15 protein-coding genes are annotated in these 15,411 nt (G+C 72.7%); 6 read left to right on the plus strand and 9 right to left on the minus strand.

Annotation, left to right across the window (positions count from 1 at the left end; genetic code table 11):
- Nucleotides 1-202: 202 nt before the first annotated feature.
- The 7 genes from ACF08W_RS26240 to ACF08W_RS26270 all read right to left on the minus strand — a co-directional run bounded on the left by ACF08W_RS26240 (nt 203) and on the right by ACF08W_RS26270 (nt 8,323).
- Nucleotides 203-1,864 (minus strand): dipeptide ABC transporter ATP-binding protein, encoded by a 1,662-nt coding sequence (locus ACF08W_RS26240; protein WP_392280718.1) that lies wholly within the window; start codon nt 1,862-1,864, stop codon nt 203-205.
- Nucleotides 1,861-2,850 carry an ABC transporter permease gene (locus ACF08W_RS26245; RefSeq protein WP_392280719.1) on the minus strand — a complete coding sequence of 330 codons (990 nt, stop codon included), beginning with the start codon at nt 2,848-2,850 and terminating at the stop codon, nt 1,861-1,863. The genes ACF08W_RS26240 and ACF08W_RS26245 overlap by 4 nt, the downstream gene beginning before the upstream one ends.
- Complete coding sequence (locus tag ACF08W_RS26250; protein ID WP_392280720.1) at nt 2,847-3,830, minus strand: ABC transporter permease; 984 nt, start codon at nt 3,828-3,830, stop codon at nt 2,847-2,849. Before ACF08W_RS26250 ends, ACF08W_RS26245 begins: the two co-directional genes overlap by 4 nt.
- A gap of 2 nt (nt 3,831-3,832) precedes the next feature.
- On the minus strand, nt 3,833-5,557 hold the full coding sequence (locus tag ACF08W_RS26255; protein ID WP_352278299.1) for an ABC transporter substrate-binding protein: 1,725 nt from the start codon (nt 5,555-5,557) through the stop codon (nt 3,833-3,835).
- 211 nt (nt 5,558-5,768) lie between these two features.
- On the minus strand, nt 5,769-5,864 hold the full coding sequence (locus ACF08W_RS26260) for an Ms4533A family Cys-rich leader peptide (protein ID WP_323180069.1): 96 nt from the start codon (nt 5,862-5,864) through the stop codon (nt 5,769-5,771).
- Nucleotides 5,865-6,032: 168 nt separating this feature from the next.
- Entirely contained in the window at nt 6,033-7,352 is a 1,320-nt protein-coding gene (locus tag ACF08W_RS26265) for a DUF3152 domain-containing protein (RefSeq protein WP_392280721.1), read from the minus strand.
- 8 nt (nt 7,353-7,360) lie between these two features.
- Nucleotides 7,361-8,323, minus strand: a complete 963-nt coding sequence (locus ACF08W_RS26270; RefSeq protein WP_385213997.1) for an alpha/beta fold hydrolase — start codon at nt 8,321-8,323, stop codon at nt 7,361-7,363.
- 113 nt (nt 8,324-8,436) lie between these two features.
- Here ACF08W_RS26270 and ACF08W_RS26275 point away from each other — a divergent pair, with 113 nt between their 5' ends.
- The 4 genes from ACF08W_RS26275 to ACF08W_RS26290 all read left to right on the plus strand — a co-directional run bounded on the left by ACF08W_RS26275 (nt 8,437) and on the right by ACF08W_RS26290 (nt 10,344).
- Nucleotides 8,437-8,652, plus strand: a complete 216-nt coding sequence (locus tag ACF08W_RS26275; protein WP_392280722.1) for a hypothetical protein — start codon at nt 8,437-8,439, stop codon at nt 8,650-8,652.
- 168 nt (nt 8,653-8,820) lie between these two features.
- Nucleotides 8,821-9,462, plus strand: coding sequence for a TetR/AcrR family transcriptional regulator (locus tag ACF08W_RS26280; protein ID WP_352278293.1), 642 nt, complete (start codon nt 8,821-8,823; stop codon nt 9,460-9,462).
- 141 nt (nt 9,463-9,603) lie between these two features.
- Nucleotides 9,604-9,831, plus strand: coding sequence for a DUF3107 domain-containing protein (locus ACF08W_RS26285; protein WP_352278291.1), 228 nt, complete (start codon nt 9,604-9,606; stop codon nt 9,829-9,831).
- A 243-nt stretch (nt 9,832-10,074) separates the two neighbouring features.
- The gene (locus ACF08W_RS26290; RefSeq protein ID WP_385214005.1) at nt 10,075-10,344 is read left to right on the plus strand and encodes a hypothetical protein; all 270 of its coding nucleotides are present in this window, start codon (nt 10,075-10,077) and stop codon (nt 10,342-10,344) included.
- A gap of 32 nt (nt 10,345-10,376) precedes the next feature.
- Here the strand turns inward: ACF08W_RS26290 and ACF08W_RS26295 are convergent, their stop codons facing one another.
- Entirely contained in the window at nt 10,377-11,111 is a 735-nt protein-coding gene (locus ACF08W_RS26295; protein ID WP_352278288.1) for a ferritin-like fold-containing protein, read from the minus strand.
- 484 nt (nt 11,112-11,595) lie between these two features.
- On the opposite strand from ACF08W_RS26295, the gene ACF08W_RS26300 reads away from it, so the two are divergent.
- Both ACF08W_RS26300 and ACF08W_RS26305 read left to right on the plus strand, forming a co-directional pair.
- Nucleotides 11,596-13,443, plus strand: a complete 1,848-nt coding sequence (locus ACF08W_RS26300; protein WP_392280723.1) for a DEAD/DEAH box helicase — start codon at nt 11,596-11,598, stop codon at nt 13,441-13,443.
- A gap of 121 nt (nt 13,444-13,564) precedes the next feature.
- Nucleotides 13,565-14,416, plus strand: a complete 852-nt coding sequence (locus ACF08W_RS26305; protein ID WP_392280724.1) for an alpha/beta fold hydrolase — start codon at nt 13,565-13,567, stop codon at nt 14,414-14,416.
- A 21-nt stretch (nt 14,417-14,437) separates the two neighbouring features.
- Here the strand turns inward: ACF08W_RS26305 and ACF08W_RS26310 are convergent, their stop codons facing one another.
- Complete coding sequence (locus ACF08W_RS26310) at nt 14,438-15,325, minus strand: NYN domain-containing protein (RefSeq protein WP_352278285.1); 888 nt, start codon at nt 15,323-15,325, stop codon at nt 14,438-14,440.
- Between the last annotated feature and the right edge of the window lie 86 nt (nt 15,326-15,411).

Raw genomic sequence — 15,411 nt, forward strand, 5'->3', positions numbered from 1 at the left:
CCCACCCGCCCGTGGGCCCCGCGGTGCGCCCGGGGGGGGGCCCCCCTAAAAACCCGGCGGCACCCCGGGGCAATATTTTAGGCCAACCCCCGGGGGGGGGGGGGGGGGGGGCCCCCCCCCACCACCGAAAGGGGTGAACCGTCGTAACTTTCCCGCCCTGACAACGTTCTGTTGTGCTGGGCGTACGGAAGGTCACGGGGCGTCAGGCAGCGGCCAGCTCCTTGCGGGCCGCGCGGCGCACGGCCGCCAGCGCCGGGTCGAGCGCGGGCACGGCCGCGAGCAGCTGCCGGGTGTAGGGGTCCTTCGGGTCCCCGTAGACCTGGTCCACCGTGCCCTGTTCGACGATCCGGCCGCGCCGCATGACCACGACCCGGTCGCTGACCTGGCGGACGACGGCGAGGTCGTGGGCGATGAAGACCAGGGCGAGCCCCAGTTCCCGCTGGAGCCGGGCCAGCAGCGCGGTCACCTGGGCCTGGGTCGTCACGTCGAGCGCGGAGACGGCCTCGTCGCAGACGATCAGCTCCGGCTCGGCGGCCAGCGCGCGGGCGATCCCGACGCGCTGGCGCTGCCCGCCGCTGAACTCGTGGGGGTAGCGGTCGTAGCCTTCCGGGTCGAGTCCGACGCGGGTCAGCAGCTCGCCGACCCGGGCCCTGATCGCCTTCTCGTCGCGCCGGCCGGCGGCCCGCAGCGGGTCGGCGACCGACTCACCGACCGAGCGGCGCGGGTTGAGCGAGGAGACCGGGTCCTGGAAGACCATCTGCACCCGGGCGTCGCGGGTGAGCCGGCCCGAGGTCGGCTCCAGCAGCCCGACGAGCATCCGGCCGAGGGTGGTCTTGCCGCTGCCGCTCTCGCCGACGACGCCGAGGGTCTCACCGCGCCGCACGGCGAGCGAGACCCCGTCGACGGCGGTGAACGCGCCCTTCCCCCGGCCGAAGACCTGCCGTACGTCGACGGCCTCGACCAGCACGTCGGCGTTCGGGTCCGGCTTCCTGGCACTGTCGGCGTTCTGGTCCGGCTCCGCGAGGTCGCGGAGGCCCCCGACCGGCACCTCGGCGTCGGCCGTCGGCTTCGCGTCGGGAGCGGGGCGCTCCCCCGTCACCCGGGGCACCGCCGCCAGCAGTTCCCGGGTGTACGGCTCGCGCGGGGCCACCAGCACCCGGCCCACCGGGCCCCGTTCCACCGCCCGCCCGGCGCGCATGACCAGCACCTCGTCGACGGACTCGGCCGCCACGCCCACGTCGTGGGTGACCAGCAGCAGCCCCATCCCCGTCTCCCGGCGCAGCCCGTGCAGCAGGTCCAGGATCTGGGCCTGCACGGTGACGTCGAGGGCGGTGGTGGGCTCGTCGGCGATGAGCAGCCGGGGTTCGCAGGCCAGGGCCATCGCGATCAGCGCCCGCTGGCGCATCCCGCCGGAGAACTCGTGCGGCCGGGACCGGGAGCGCCGGGCGGCGTCGGGGATGCCGACCCGGTCCAGCACCTCCACCGCACGGGCCCGCGCGGCCCGCCGGGATGCCTTGTTGTGGACCCGGTACACCTCGGCGATCTGGTCGCCGACCGCGTAGTACGGGTCGAGCGAGGAGAGCGGGTCCTGGAAGACCATCGCGGCCCCGGCGCCCCGCAGGGCCCGCAGCTCCGCGTCGCTCGCGGCGGTCACGTCCACCCCGGCGACCCGGATCGAGCCGGTGACCTTGGCGCCGGTGCCCCGGTGCAGTCCGAGCAGGGCGTACGCCGAGGCGCTCTTGCCGGAGCCGGACTCGCCGACCACCCCGAGCGCCCCGCCGGGCTCCAGCGAGAACGACAGCCCGTCCACCGCCCGTACGTCGCCGAACGAGACGGACAGATCGGAGACTTCGACCAGGCTCATGCCAGCACCACCCGTCGGTCGGCCATCGCCTGGAGGATGTCGGCGACGGTATTGGCGAGGACGACGAAGAACCCGGTGACGAGCACCAGCCCCACGACGACCGGAAGGTCCACGTGCTTCACGGCGTCGACCAGTTCGCGGCCGACCCCCGGGATCCCGAAGAGCGATTCGGTGAGCACGGCACCGCCGAACATCGAGCCGATGTCCAGCGCGCCGAGCGCGATCACCGGCCCCAGCGCGCCGCGCAGCGCGTGCCGCCCGACGAGCGCCCGCTCGCCGACCCCGTACGCCCGGAAGGTCCGCACATGGTCCTCGGCCAGGGTCTCCAGCATCGAGGCCCGGGTCATCCGGGCGTACGGCGCCGCCGACACCAGGGCCAGCGAGATCCACGGCAGCAGCAGGTTCCACGCCCACTGCTCCGGGTCCTCGGTGAACGGCACGTAGTCCGGGAAGGGCAGGATCTGGAGCGCCGTGACCAGGACGATGATCAGCAGCAGCCCGATGACGAAGACCGGGGTGGCCATCCCGGCGAGGGTGATCCAGGTGAGGAAGCGCTCGGTGAGCCGGCCCCGCCGCCACACCGAGAGCAGCCCGGTGCCGACGCCCAGCAGCATCCACAGCACGAAGGCGCCCAGCGCGAGCGAGGCGGTGGCCGGGAGCTTGGCCAGGATCAGCTCGGTGACCTGCTGGTCGCTCTGGTAGGAGAGCCCCAGGCACGGCGCCTGGCAGTGCAGCACACCGGTGCCGGTCGAGTAGTCGCGGCCCGCGAAGAGCCCCTGGAGGAAGTGCGCGTACTGCGTGTACAGCGGGTCCCCGAGGTTCAGTTGCTCGCTGACCTGGGCGACCTGGGCGGGCGAGCAGCGCGGTCCGCAGGCGATCTGCGCGACGTTGCCGGGGGCGACGTAGAAGGCGGCGTAGACGACGACGCTGAGCACGAACAGGACGAGCACCGCCCCGCCGAGCCGTCTGAGCAGGAACCACTTCACGCGTCGGCCTCCTTCTTCCGGCCGGTGCCCACCCGCAGCCGGGACTCGGCGCGCGGGTCGAGCGCGGTGCGGACGCCCTCGCCGAGGACGGTCAGCGCCAGCACGGTGATGAAGAGCAGCAGCGCGGGGATGAGCAGATAGGTGGGTGCCGCCTGGTACCAGGTGTCGGCGTCGCTGAGCATCTGCCCCCAGGACGGGGTGGGCGGTTTGATGCCCACGCCGAGGAAGGACAGGGCCGCCTCGACGACGATGTTGCCCGGGAAGAGCAGCACGGCGTACGTGATGACCGGGGCGGCCAGCGAGGGGAGCAGTTCGCGCCGGGCGATCTGCCAGGAGCCCCAGCCGCTGAGCCGGGCGGCGGCGACGTGGTCGCGCGATTTCAGCGACAGGGTCTGGGCGCGCACGATCTTCGAGATGCCGGACCAGCCGACCAGGCCGATGATCACGGCGATCAGGACGGGGCGGGGGAAGCCGGCGGGTACGACGGCGAGCGCGCCGAGCGCGATCACCATGACCGGCAGCGCGACCACCACGTCGGTGACCCGGCTGAGCAGTTGGTCGACGAGGCGGTTGCCGAGCCCGGCGGCGAGACCGACGGCGACGCCGATGACCACCTGGAGCAGGGTGGCGGCCAGCGCGACGCCGAGCGAGACCCGGGCCCCGTACACGACCCGGGCGAACAGGTCGCGTCCGGTGAGCGGTTCGACGCCGAGCCAGTGCTCGGCGCTCATCCCGCCGAAGGAGCCGAGCGGCACCCCGCCGGTGGCGGAGTCGACGAGGTCCGGGTGGTACGTGGTCGGGTCCTGGCCCTCGACGGCGGCGAGCAGCGGGGCGGCGAGCGCGGCCAGGACGAGCAGGGCGACGACGGCCGCGGCCACCAGCGCCGAGGGCCGGGCGCGCAGCCGCCGCCAGAACGGACGGGCCCCGGAGGCGGGGGCCGCCACGGCCCCCGCCTCCTCGGCCGCGGATACGTCGGCCATGGTTACTTGACCGCTACCTGCGAGATGTCGAGGACGCCGGTCCAGTCGCTGATCACGACGTTCTTGATGTCCTCGCCGTACAGGCGCTTGTAGACCGGGTGGAAGAGCGGCACGGTCAGGGCCTGCTCACCGACCTTCTCGTCCAGGGCGCCCCAGCGCTTCGCGGCGGCCTCGAGGTCGGTCAGCTTGTTGATCTCGTCGATCTCCTTGTTGACCGCGGGGTCGTTGAGCTGGCCGGAGTTGAAGTTGTAGCCGGCCCTGACGATCTGCCGGCCGTCGAAGATCGGCGCGAAGAACGGGCCGCCGGACGGCCAGTCGGCGCCCCAGCCGCCGAGGAAGAAGCCGGGCTCGCTCTTCACGTTGTAGACGGTGTCGGAGTAGTCGTTGCTCTCCAGGCCCTTGAGCCGGACGGTGATGCCGGCCTTCTTCAGGGCCTCCTGGAGCGCGGTGGCGATCTCCGGGCCGGTGGCGAAGTCCTTCTCGTTGGAGTGGGTGAGGGTGACGGTCAGCCCGTCCGGGTGGCCGGCCTCCTTCAGCAGCTCCTTGGCCTTGGCGGCGTCGCCGTTCTTCCCGGCCGGAAAGTGGTCGTACGGAGTGTGGCCGAAAGCCGCCTGCGCGGGCAGGAAGGTGGTGGCGGGTTCGGCGAGCGAGGAGCCACCGGCCGCGTTGATCACGGAGGAGCGGTCCACGGCGTAGGCGATGGCCTGACGCACCTTCGGGTCGTCGAAGGGCTTCACCTTCGGGTTGAAGGCGATGTAGTTGGTGTAGCCGAAGTGTCCGGTGCCGACGCGGGCGGCGAGCTTCTTGTCGCCGGTGACCTTGGCGAGTTCGGCCGGGCCGAGGTTGGTGTCGGTGGTGACGGCGGCGGCGTCGGCGCCCTGCGAGGCGGAGAGCCGCTGGTTGATGACGGCGGAGTCGAGCCCGGAGCGGACGTCGATCCGGTCGGGGTAGGCCTTGCGCTGGTCGTCGGTGGCGGCCGACCAGTGCGGGTTGCGCTCCAGGACGAGCCGCTCGCCGTCGCCCTCGTTGCGCACCACCTTGTACGGGCCCGAGGAGACCGGGTGCTCCTCGTACTTGGTGCCGGTGTCCTTGGCCTTCGGCACCGGGGTGGTCTGGGTCTGGGTGGCCAGGAAGGGGAATTCGCCCTCCGGCTTGTCGAGGTGGAAGACGATGGTCTTCTCGTCGGGCGTCTCGATCGAGTCGAGGCCCTTCTTGTCCTTGTACGGGCCCTGGTAGTCGGCCCCGCCGATGAGCCAGTCGCGCAGGTAGGGGGCGCCGCCGGAGAGTTCGGCGGCGAAGGAGCGCTCGATGCCGTACTTGATGTCGGCGCTGGTGATCGGGGTGCCGTCCTCGTACTTCAGCCCGTCCTTGAGCGTGTACGTCCACACCGTGGCGTTCTTGCTGGGGCGGCCCAGGTCGGTCGCGAGGTCGGGGACGACCTTGGCACCGGCCGCGCCGTCGGCCCGGTTGCGGGTGGTGAGCGTACGGAAGACCAGGGACGGGACGTTGCCGCCGCCGGAGGTGTAGAGCCGGGCGGGGTCGAAGTCCGACTGGGGCTTGCTGTTGAGGACGGTGAGCGTGCCGCCCTTCGCCGGCTTCCCGGCCGCTCCGGCACCGCTGTCGCCGCCCTTCTTGTCCTCGGGCCCGCAGGCAGCGACACTCGCGGCGACGACGAGTACGGCGGTGGCCGCTGCCACGCGGCGCGATATGACGGACGGTTGACGCATCGGAAGATGACCTCTCGGACGTACTGCCTGAAAACGGGAGAAAACAAGTCCGCGCGGGCAGCGGCGAGAGGGCGGCCGGAGGGCCGTGGAGGGCCGGGGGGACACCGGTGGCTGCCGCGCCTGCGGACGGAGGGGTCCGGCGCGGCGGCACCACGGGGCGGGACGGGCCCCTCAGGGCCGGACCGCGGGCGGACGCGCGCTCGGACGGGCGTCAGCAACAGTGGATGTCGGCGACACTGTGCCCGGTCACGCCGATGAGCGCCAGTTCGATGACTGCGCGATCGGGGAGGACGGGGCCGTGTGACATGCCGAGAAATATGGTGGAGCGCCCAGATGATGTCAACGCGATTCGAGACGGCGATCTCAATATGCGGACAGAACAGGGGCGTGTGCAGCCGTTACTCCGAGTACGGCGAGAAGGCGCGGACGGTCCGGAAGTGGGCCCGCGGCGTCCGCGGACCCACCCGGCGCGGCGTCAACCCTTGGGGTACACCCAGGAGTTGGGGCGGCACTTGATGCCGTCGATGTCCAGCGACTTGGTCTGCTGCTGCATCACCGGGGCGAGCGCCCCGGGCGTGCGGCAGCTCACATGGTTGTGTCCCAGCCGGTGGCCCACCTCGTGGTTGATCAGCATCCGGCGGTACGCGAGGAGCTTGTCCGGCCCGAAGGTCGACGAGCCCTGCGCCCAGCGGTAGGCGTTGATCATGACGCGCTCGGTCGCCGCGGAGTCGCAGCTCACGTTGTCCACGGTCGTGTCCAGCCCGGACTTGGCGCACCAGTCGCCGGTGGTCCCGGGGCTGGCCAGAGTGATCACGAAATCGGTGTGGCCGGTGGAGACCCGCTCGAAGGTCATCGCCCCGTCGTGCGCCCAGCTGCGGTCGTCGTTGAGCGTCTCCTGGACGGCCCGCGCGAAGAGCGCGGTGTCGAGACCGAGCCCCTTCTCGACGTCTATCCGGTAGCGGTACGTGCGGCCGCGCCCGGGGGCCTTCGCCTTACCGGGCACGGTCTCGAACTTCCCGGACGCCTTGAGCTTCGGGTCCAGCGGATAGGCCCTGGCCATCTTCTCGGCGTACGAGAGCGGCTTGACCGCGGCCTCCTGCGGGGTCGGCGTTCCCCGGCCGTCCGAGCGGGAGGCACCGTCGGCGCCGCCCCGGTCGACGCCGGAGGGCTGGGCGGCGCTGCTCCTGGACCCGTCGTCCTGGGCGACCTGCCCGGCGACGACCACCGCGAGCACGGTGGTCACCGCGGCGGCGGCGATCCCGGCGAAGGCCCGGCCCTTGCCCCCCTTGTCGCCCTTGGCCGGGGCGTCGTCCGAGGGCGGGGGCGGCTCCTCGTCCCACTCACCGACCGAGGCGTACGGATCGGCGGGGCGGGCCGGGGGCAGGGAGGTCCCGCGCGGCGCGGCCGGTGCGTCGAACGCCTCGACGAACTCGCGCCGCGGTCCCGGTATCAGCGGCCGGGTACCGGTCGGCGGCTGCCCCGGGGCCGTGCGCCGGGCCGGGGGGCGCGGTGCGGCGGGTCCGGCCCCGTCGGCCCGGAGACGGGGCTGCGGGCCGGTGCCCCAGCCGCCGCCCGGCTCGTGCTGCTCGGGGTGGCCGCCGCGCACCTGGCCGGTCTGCTGGAACGGGTCGTGTCCCCCGGAACCGGCCGGTGCGTCCGCCTCCGCCGGCTTGCGCCGACGCCCACTGCCGGGGACCGGCGATCCGGTCGCCCCCCGCTCGCCGTCCGCCTCCGCGGCGGCGGCCTCGCTCTCGGACCCCGAGGGTCCGGGGCCCTTTCGACTATGTCGTCCCACGCCCCGGATCAGCTCCCGCCGCGTTCGTCCAGCAGTTCCCGGAAGGCCTGGGCGACCGCCTCCGGGTACTCCATCATCGCCACGTGCCCCGCGTCGGGCAGCGTCAGCAGCCGCGCGTCCCGGAAGGCCGCGGACGCCTTGCGTGCCATCCGGTACGAGACGAGCTGGTCCCGTCCGCCGTACACCAGCAGGGTCGGTGCGAGCACCCGCTCGGCCTGGCGCCACAGTCCTTGCTGCCCCCCGAGCGTGTACGCATCGACAATGCCACGTGCCGAGCGCGCCATCGCGTCCCAGAAGTACGGCAGCGCGATCCGGCGTTCCATTTCGGCCACCGCGTCCCGGAAGCCGGCCTCGGTGACCCGGGACGGGTCCCCGTAGCAGAGCGCCATCACGCCGCGGGTGCGGTCCTCCGCCGTCCAGTCCCGGGACATCCGGGCGAACAGGGCGGCGATCCCGGGCACCGCGAGCAGCCCCGTCGGCACGGCCGTCCGCTGCACCCGGAGTTCGGGCAGCGCGGGCGAGACCAGCGTGAGCGTGCGCACCAGGTCGGGCCGGACGGCGGCGACCCGGGTGACCACGGCGCCGCCGAGCGAATTGCCGAAGAGGTGGACCGGGCCGCGCTCGGCCGCGTCGAGGAGGCGGATCACGGCGCGGGCGTGGCCGGTGACCGAATAGTTGCCGTCGTCGGGCGGCGGGGAGTCGCCGAAGCCCGGGAGGTCGACCGCCTCGCCGTCCACCACGTCCTGGAGCAGCGGCATCAGCGCCGACCAGTTGAGCGAGGAGCCGCCGAGCCCGTGCACATAGAGCGCGGGCGGCAGCCCGGTCCGCCCGGCGGGCCGGGACCGGACGGTCAGCGTCAGCCCGGGAAGGGTGACGGACCGCAGCTCCTCCTCCGCACCCCCGTCGGCACCGGGCGTCGGGGACACCGCGGCGGTAGCGGCACGGACTCCCGGCAGCTCGGTCGAAGACATGCGGCAATGTTACGAGACGATCACACCTCGATTCATGTGTTCGCGGTCACAGGCACCCCATGGCGGACCGCCGGGACAGCTCCTACGCTCGAAGGCGAGGAAGGGAGTCACCCATGACGGTCGACCCCAGCGACCCGGAGACCTTCGCGGACGTGCAGCCGGACGAGCCGGACCAGGAGACCCCCCGCGCGGACGCCGCCGAGCAGCGCGCCGATCTCCAGCAGCGGGACGACGAACCGCTCACGGACGTGGACCCGGACGCCGCGAACGAGGCGGACGCGGTGGAACAGACCCGCGTCGTGGCACAGGATGAGGACGATTACCGCTGATACAAGCTGTTTTGTCCCGGTGGCCGGGGAATCCATGGCTACCGCAGCCGTCCGGTCCATGAAATTCTGCGTCCGCGCCACGCATGGCCGGGTTACCCAAAAGTACGATGGCCGCAGGGCGCAGCGTGTACGGAAGGGCTGAGTCAGATCACACACTTGGGAGGCGGCGTGACAGCCATCGAGCAGACCGAGGCGGCGCGCCCGCGGGGCACTCGCCTGCCTCGCCGCGCCCGACGCAACCAGCTGCTGGGCGCCGCGCAGGAAGTCTTCGTGGCGCAGGGTTACCACGCCGCCGCGATGGACGACATCGCCGAGCGGGCCGGGGTCAGCAAGCCGGTGCTCTACCAGCACTTCCCCGGAAAGCTGGAGCTCTATCTGGCCCTGCTCGACCAGCACTGCGAGTCGCTCCTCCAGGCGGTCCGCACGGCCCTGGCCTCGACCACCGACAACAAGCTCCGGGTCGCCGCGACGATGGACGCCTACTTCGCGTACGTCGAGGACGAGGGCGGCGCCTTCCGGCTGGTCTTCGAGTCCGACCTGACCAACGAGCCCGCGGTGCGCGAGCGCGTGGACCGGGTGTCGTTGCAGTGCGCGGAGGCGATCTCCGACGTCATCGCCGGGGACACGGGGCTCTCCAAGGACGAGTCCATGCTGCTCGCGGTGGGCCTGGGCGGTGTCTCCCAGGTCGTGGCCCGCTACTGGCTCTCCAGCCGGTCCGCCATTCCGCGCGACACCGCGGTCCAGCTGCTGACGTCCCTGGCCTGGCGGGGCATCGCCGGTTTCCCGCTGCACGGCATCGAGCAGCACTGACGCGGGCCGCCCGGCGCGGCCGCCGTCCGTGTTCGCTGCGGGCGTTGCCCGCCGACGCCGACGGCCCCGCTCAGCGGGCTAATGTGTGGTGCGTACGGCGCGGCTCACCGCGCAGGGACTGACCGTCGGAGGGACATAGCCGTGGAGGTCAAGATCGGGGTGCAGCACTCGCCCCGCGAGATCGTTCTGGAGAGCGGGCTTTCCGCCGAAGAGGTCGAGAGCACCGTCGCAGAGGCGCTCAACGGCAAGGCGCGGCTGCTCAGCCTCACGGACGAGAAGGGCCGCAAGGTCCTGGTGCCGGCCGACCGGATCGCCTACGTGGAGATCGGCGAGCCCACCGCGCGGCGCGTGGGATTCGGCGCGCTGTAGACCACGCGCTCCGAGCGACGGACGGGCGGCGGCCCGGTGGGACGACCACCGGGCCGCCGCCCGTCCGCGTGCGTACCGCGGGTCCGCGGCGCGCGGCGGGATTCCGGTTGCGGAGGCGGCGCGGAGGAGGGTTGCGTTCCGGCCACCTCGGGTAGGACCACCAACGACCGTATCCGGGGGTCCGTCCGGCACGAACGCGCCGGTCGCCCCCTGACCGCCCCGCTATCCGCGAGGTGATCCACCGTGATCCTGGAACCGCTCGGCGCCGTCGCCCTCGGGCTCGTTCTCGCCTGGCTGGCGCTCCGCTCACTGCCCGATCGACTGCCGTCCCGCCGCACCGTCCTCACCACCGGCGCGCTGGGCGCGCTGTTCGGTGTCTACCTCATGCATTCGATGCTGGGGCCGGGCCATGCCGTGGCCGCGCTGATCGGCTCGGCGCTGATCGGAGCCGTGACGCTCTCCCTGCTGATCCGTCCGCGCAGTCAACGGCTGAGCCGATCAGCGGCGGCCTGAGGCCGGCCCGCCGGCCGGCCCCGGCGGACCGCCTACGCCGCGAGTCCGAGCGCGGCCATGCGCTTGGTGTGTGCCTCGGTGATCCGCGAGAACATCCGCCCGACCTCCGCGAGGTCGAAGCCGTCGGCCACACCGCCGACGAGCATCGTCGAGAGCGCGTCGCGGTCGGCCACCACGCGCTGGGCCTGGGAGAGCGCCTCGCCCATCAGCCGGCGGGCCCACAGCGCGAGCCGGCCGCCGACGCGCGGCTCGGCCTCGATCGCGGCGCGCACCTTCTCCACGGCGAAGTTGCCGTGTCCGGTGTCGTCGAGCACGGCGAGGACCAGCGAGCGGGTGTCGGAGTCGAGCCGGGCGGCGACCTCGCGGTAGAAGTCGCTGGCGATCGAGTCGCCGACGTACGCCTTGACCAGGCCCTCCAGCCAGTCCGACGGCGCGGTCTGGCGGTGGAAGTCGTCGAGCGCCTTGGCGAACGGCTCCATCGCGGCGGTCGGGTCCGTCTCGATCTCGGCCAGCCGCTCGCTGAGCCGCTCGAAGTGGTGGAATTCGGCGGAGGCCATCTTCGCCAGCTCCGCCTTGTCGGTCAGCGTCGGCGCGAGCTTGGCGTCCTCGGCAAGCCGCTCGAAGGCCGCCAGTTCCCCGTACGCGAGCGCTCCCAGCAGGTCCACGACGGCTGCCCGGTACTGCGGGTCCACCGACGCGGTGGCCCAGTCCTGGGCGGCGATTCCGGTGGGTTCGGGGGTTTCAGTGGCGTTGTCAGGCGTCTCCATGGAGCGCAGAATAGCCCGCCCGGAGGTGTGTGGAAGGGCCCGGCCAACCAGTGACATCACACCGTTCCGATGAATTCGCCCAACACACATGCGCGAATCCGAGGTACAGTGGTATTGCGCCTACTGAGTATTTTGGACGTACCGGTGGCGTGAAAAAGGTGAAAACGAATGAGGATGCCCGGTCGGTGGCCCGATCGGCTCCGACCCGACAGCCCTCCGCGCGAGTCGTGCGACACGTACGACCGCAGATGAGGGACCCCCTCAGCGGCACGAGCGCTCGAGCGACGGCAGTGGTCCCGCGCCACCCGGCCCATCCGCGGCCGGATGACCCATACCGGCGTGGTACGACCCCCAGCGTTCGCCTCGGGCCGCGTCTCACAGAAGAGGCAGCACCCTGACTACGTTCCGTGACCTCGGGATTCTTCCCGAGACAGCCGAGGCCCTCGAAGCCGTCGGCATCGTGTCCCCGTTCCCCATCCAGGAGATGACGCTTCCCGTCGCGCTCTCCGGTTCCGACGTCATCGGGCAGGCCAAGACCGGCACGGGCAAGACTCTCGGTTTCGGTCTGCCGCTGCTGGAGCGCGTCACCGTCCCGGCCGACGTCGAGGCCGGGCGGGCCGCGCCCGAGGAGCTGACCGAGGCGCCGCAGGCGCTGGTCGTCGTCCCGACCCGTGAACTCTGCCAGCAGGTGACCAACGACCTGCTGACCGCCGGCAAGGTCCGCAACGTCCGCGTGCTCGCGATCTACGGAGGCCGGGCGTACGAGCCGCAGGTCGAGGCGCTCAAGAAGGGCGTCGACGTGATCGTCGGCACCCCGGGCCGCCTGCTCGACCTGGCCGGCCAGCGCAAGCTCGACCTCTCGCACGTCCGCGCCCTGGTGCTCGACGAGGCCGACGAGATGCTCGACCTGGGCTTCCTGCCCGACGTCGAGAAGATCATCACCATGCTTCCGGCGAAGCGGCAGACGATGCTGTTCTCGGCGACCATGCCGGGCGCGGTCATCGGTCTCGCCCGCCGCTACATGTCGCACCCGACGCACATCCGCGCCACCTCGCCGGACGACGAGGGCGCGACCGTCGCGAACATCTCGCAGCACGTCTACCGGGCCCACTCGATGGACAAGCCGGAGATGGTCTCCCGCATCCTCCAGGCCAACGGCCGGGGCCTCGCGATGATCTTCTGCCGCACCAAGCGCACCGCGGCCGACATCGCCGAGCAGCTGGAGCGGCGCGGCTTCGCGTCCGGCGCGGTCCACGGCGACCTCGGCCAGGGCGCCCGCGAGCAGGCGCTGCGCGCCTTCCGCAACGGCAAGGTCGACGTGCTGGTCTGCACCGACGTCGCGGCCCGCGGCATCGACGTCGAGGGCGTGACCCACGTCATCAACTACCAGTCGCCCGAGGACGAGAAGACCTACCTGCACCGCATCGGCCGGACCGGCCGCGCGGGCGCCAAGGGCATCGCGATCACGCTGGTCGACTGGGACGACATCCCGCGCTGGCAGCTGATCAACAAGGCACTCGAACTCGACTTCAACGACCCGGTGGAGACCTACTCCACCTCGCCGCACCTCTTCGAGGAGCTGGACATCCCGGCGGGTACCAAGGGTGTGCTGCCGCGTTCCGAGCGGACCCGGGCGGGGCTGAAGGCCGAGGAGATCGAGGACCTGGGCGAGACGGGCGGCCGGGGCCGCAAGTCCGCGGCGTCCGCCGCGCCCGCCGCACGCGAGGAGCGCGCGCCGCGTACGCCGCGTCAGCGCCGTCGCACCCGGGGCGGCTCGGCCGTCGCCGCCGAGGACGCCACCGCCGCCGCTCCGGCTCCGGCCGAGGCCGCGCCCGCCGACGCCCCGGCGGAGCCGCGTACCCCGCGCCGCCGTCGCCGTACCCGGGTCTCCGCCGCACCGGAGGCCGCGGCCGAGGTGGTGCTGAACACGGTCGAGGCCGTGATCGAGGTGGAGCCGCAGACCGCCGCGGCGCCGGAGCCGGCCGCCGAGGAGGCCCCCGCGGCCAAGCCGCGCCGCCGCCGCACCCGTGCGGCCAAGCCGGCCGAGACCGAGGTCGACTTCCAGATCGCGCCCGCCGCCGAGCCGGCCGCCCCGGCGCAGACGGTCACCAAGCCGCGTCGCCGCCGGGTCGTCAAGCCCGCCGAGGACGAGGTCGACTTCCAGATCGCGCCGATCTCCGAGCCGGTCCAGGAGAGCAGGCCGCGCCGCCGTACCCGTGCGGCCGCCAAGCCGAAGGCGGAGGTCGTGGTCGAGGCCCCGGCCGCCGAGGGCGAGGCGAAGCCGCGCAGGCGCCGGGCGCCGCGTGCGGCCGCCGCCAAGACCGAGGGCTGAGCCGCACCACCGCTCCGCCCCGATACGCCGGACGGGCCCGAGGGACGACCTCGGGCCCGTCCGGCGTTTCCGGCGCCCTCCCGCCCGGCCTCCCCGGCGCACCGCGGCATACCCTCCTCCCATGAGCCGGCCGCACACCTTCACCCCGCCCCCCTGCGCCCACGCCCGTCAGCTCCGCACCCCGCGCGGCGACTTCGCGGTGCTGGACGCCTCGCCGAGCGGCGCCGTGCGCGGCACCGCCCTGCTGCTGCCCGGGTACATGGGCAGCAAGGAGGACTTCGTCGCGCTGCTCGAACCGCTCGCGGCCGCCGGGTACCGCACCGTCGCGGTGGACGGCCGCGGGCAGTACGAGACCCCGGCCGGTACGGACCGTCCGGAGGAGTACGCCCAGGGCGAGCTGGCCCTGGACGTACTGGCCCAGGCCACCGCGCTCGGCTCCGACGGGGCGGGCACCGTCCATCTGCTCGGGCATTCGCTCGGCGGCCTGATCGCCCGCGCCGCGGTGCTGCTCGACGCCGCGCCGTTCCGTTCCCTGACGCTGATGTCGTCGGGGCCCGCCGCCGTCGTGGAGGACCAGCGGCGCAAGACGAAGGTGCTCGGCGACGCCCTCGCGACGATGAGCATGGCCCGGGTGTGGCAGGCGATGCGCGCCCTCGATCCGCCGGAGGACACGGTCTCGGGCGGCGAGGCGCTGCGTCGGCGCTGGCTGCTGAACCGGCCCGCCCAGCTGATCGCCACCGGCCGTCAGCTGGCGACCGAGCCGGACCGGGTGGCCGAGCTGGCCGCCCTGGACCTGCCAGTCCATGTGCTCTCCGGGGAGAGCGACGACACCTGGCCGGTGCCGGTGCTCGACGAGATGGCGGTCCGGCTCGGCGCGCACCGTACCCGGATCACCGGCGCCGGGCACTCCCCCAACACGGACCGCCCGGCGCCGACGGCCGCCGCCCTCGCCGCGTTCTGGGACGGCCGGTAGGGCGGCGCTCCCCCGGAGCCCTCAGTACTGCGACTGGAGGTGCTGCCAGAAGCCGTCGCGCAGCGCCCGGCGCAGGTGCGCGTGGCCGCGCAGCGAGTGCTGGAGCAGCCGTTCGGCCTCGACCAGCAGGTCCTGGTCGACGGAGCCGGGCAGATAGGGGTGGCCGGGCAGCAGGTCGGCGAGGGATTCCCGGCCCCGGGCGGCCAGCCAGGCCGCGGCGATCTGCGCGCCGACGAAGCGGACGTCGTCGCGCGGCGGCGCCGGGGTGTCGTCCTCGAAGGTGGTGACGGGCCGTCTGGTGACGTACGGGCGGCAGAAGTCCAGGTCGAAGGTGCGCTGGCTGTCGACCTCCCAGAGCAGCGGTTCGGCCTGGTTGCGCCCCTCCCCGGCCTCGATGCCCCACAGGTGCACCCGAGCGCCGTACCCCTGCGCCGCCTCCACCGCGGAGACCAGGTCCTCGTCGCCGCCGACCAGGGCCGCGTCGCTGATGGCACGGTGGCGGGCGAGCGATTCGAGGTCGGTGCGGATGAGCGAGTCGACGCCCTTCTGCTGGTTGTTGGCGTTGAGGTTGCCGAGTCTGACCTTGACGTCGGGGAGTTCGGCGATGGACTGCTGCTCGACGGTGTGGATGCGCCGTCTGGCTCCGTCGTACCAGTAGACGCGGAGCAGTCTGCTGTCGGCGAAGATCGTCCGGGCCTTGTCGATGAAGGCCTCGATCATTCCCTCCGCGTCGAGGTCGAAGGAGCGGCGGTCCTCGGTACCGGTGACGAGCAGTCCGGCCGCGGCGTAGACGTAGCCCGCGTCGACGAAGATCGCGTGGGTCGAGGGCGTTCGCGACACCTCGGCAAGCACGCGTTCGAGCAGCTCGTTGGTGCGGTCCAGCCGCTCGCGGATCTCTTCGTCGTTCATCCGCGCCTCGTCGCGGTCGCCCGCCCGGTGACCAGCTGATACTTAGACATCCAAAAAATTTCCTTAGCGTAGGGAATGTTTGCTCC

This window comes from Streptomyces sp. NPDC015144 (assembly GCF_043079735.1).
Taxonomy (GTDB): Bacteria; Actinomycetota; Actinomycetes; order Streptomycetales; family Streptomycetaceae; genus Streptomyces.

Bases quoted from the DNA above. Each gene is read 5' to 3' on its own strand.
- ACF08W_RS26240 (WP_392280718.1), bottom strand. From the start codon at position 1,864: ATGAGCCTGGTCGAAGTCTCCGATCTGTCCGTCTCGTTCGGCGACGTA.
- ACF08W_RS26250 (WP_392280720.1), bottom strand. From the start codon at position 3,830: ATGGCCGACGTATCCGCGGCCGAGGAGGCGGGGGCCGTGGCGGCCCCC.
- ACF08W_RS26255 (WP_352278299.1), bottom strand. From the start codon at position 5,557: ATGCGTCAACCGTCCGTCATATCGCGCCGCGTGGCAGCGGCCACCGCC.
- ACF08W_RS26260 (WP_323180069.1), bottom strand. From the start codon at position 5,864: ATGTCACACGGCCCCGTCCTCCCCGATCGCGCAGTCATCGAACTGGCG.
- ACF08W_RS26270 (WP_385213997.1), bottom strand. From the start codon at position 8,323: ATGTCTTCGACCGAGCTGCCGGGAGTCCGTGCCGCTACCGCCGCGGTG.
- ACF08W_RS26275 (WP_392280722.1), top strand. From the start codon at position 8,437: ATGACGGTCGACCCCAGCGACCCGGAGACCTTCGCGGACGTGCAGCCG.
- ACF08W_RS26295 (WP_352278288.1), bottom strand. From the start codon at position 11,111: ATGGAGACGCCTGACAACGCCACTGAAACCCCCGAACCCACCGGAATC.
- ACF08W_RS26300 (WP_392280723.1), top strand. From the start codon at position 11,596: ATGACGCTTCCCGTCGCGCTCTCCGGTTCCGACGTCATCGGGCAGGCC.
- ACF08W_RS26305 (WP_392280724.1), top strand. From the start codon at position 13,565: ATGAGCCGGCCGCACACCTTCACCCCGCCCCCCTGCGCCCACGCCCGT.
- ACF08W_RS26310 (WP_352278285.1), bottom strand. From the start codon at position 15,325: ATGAACGACGAAGAGATCCGCGAGCGGCTGGACCGCACCAACGAGCTG.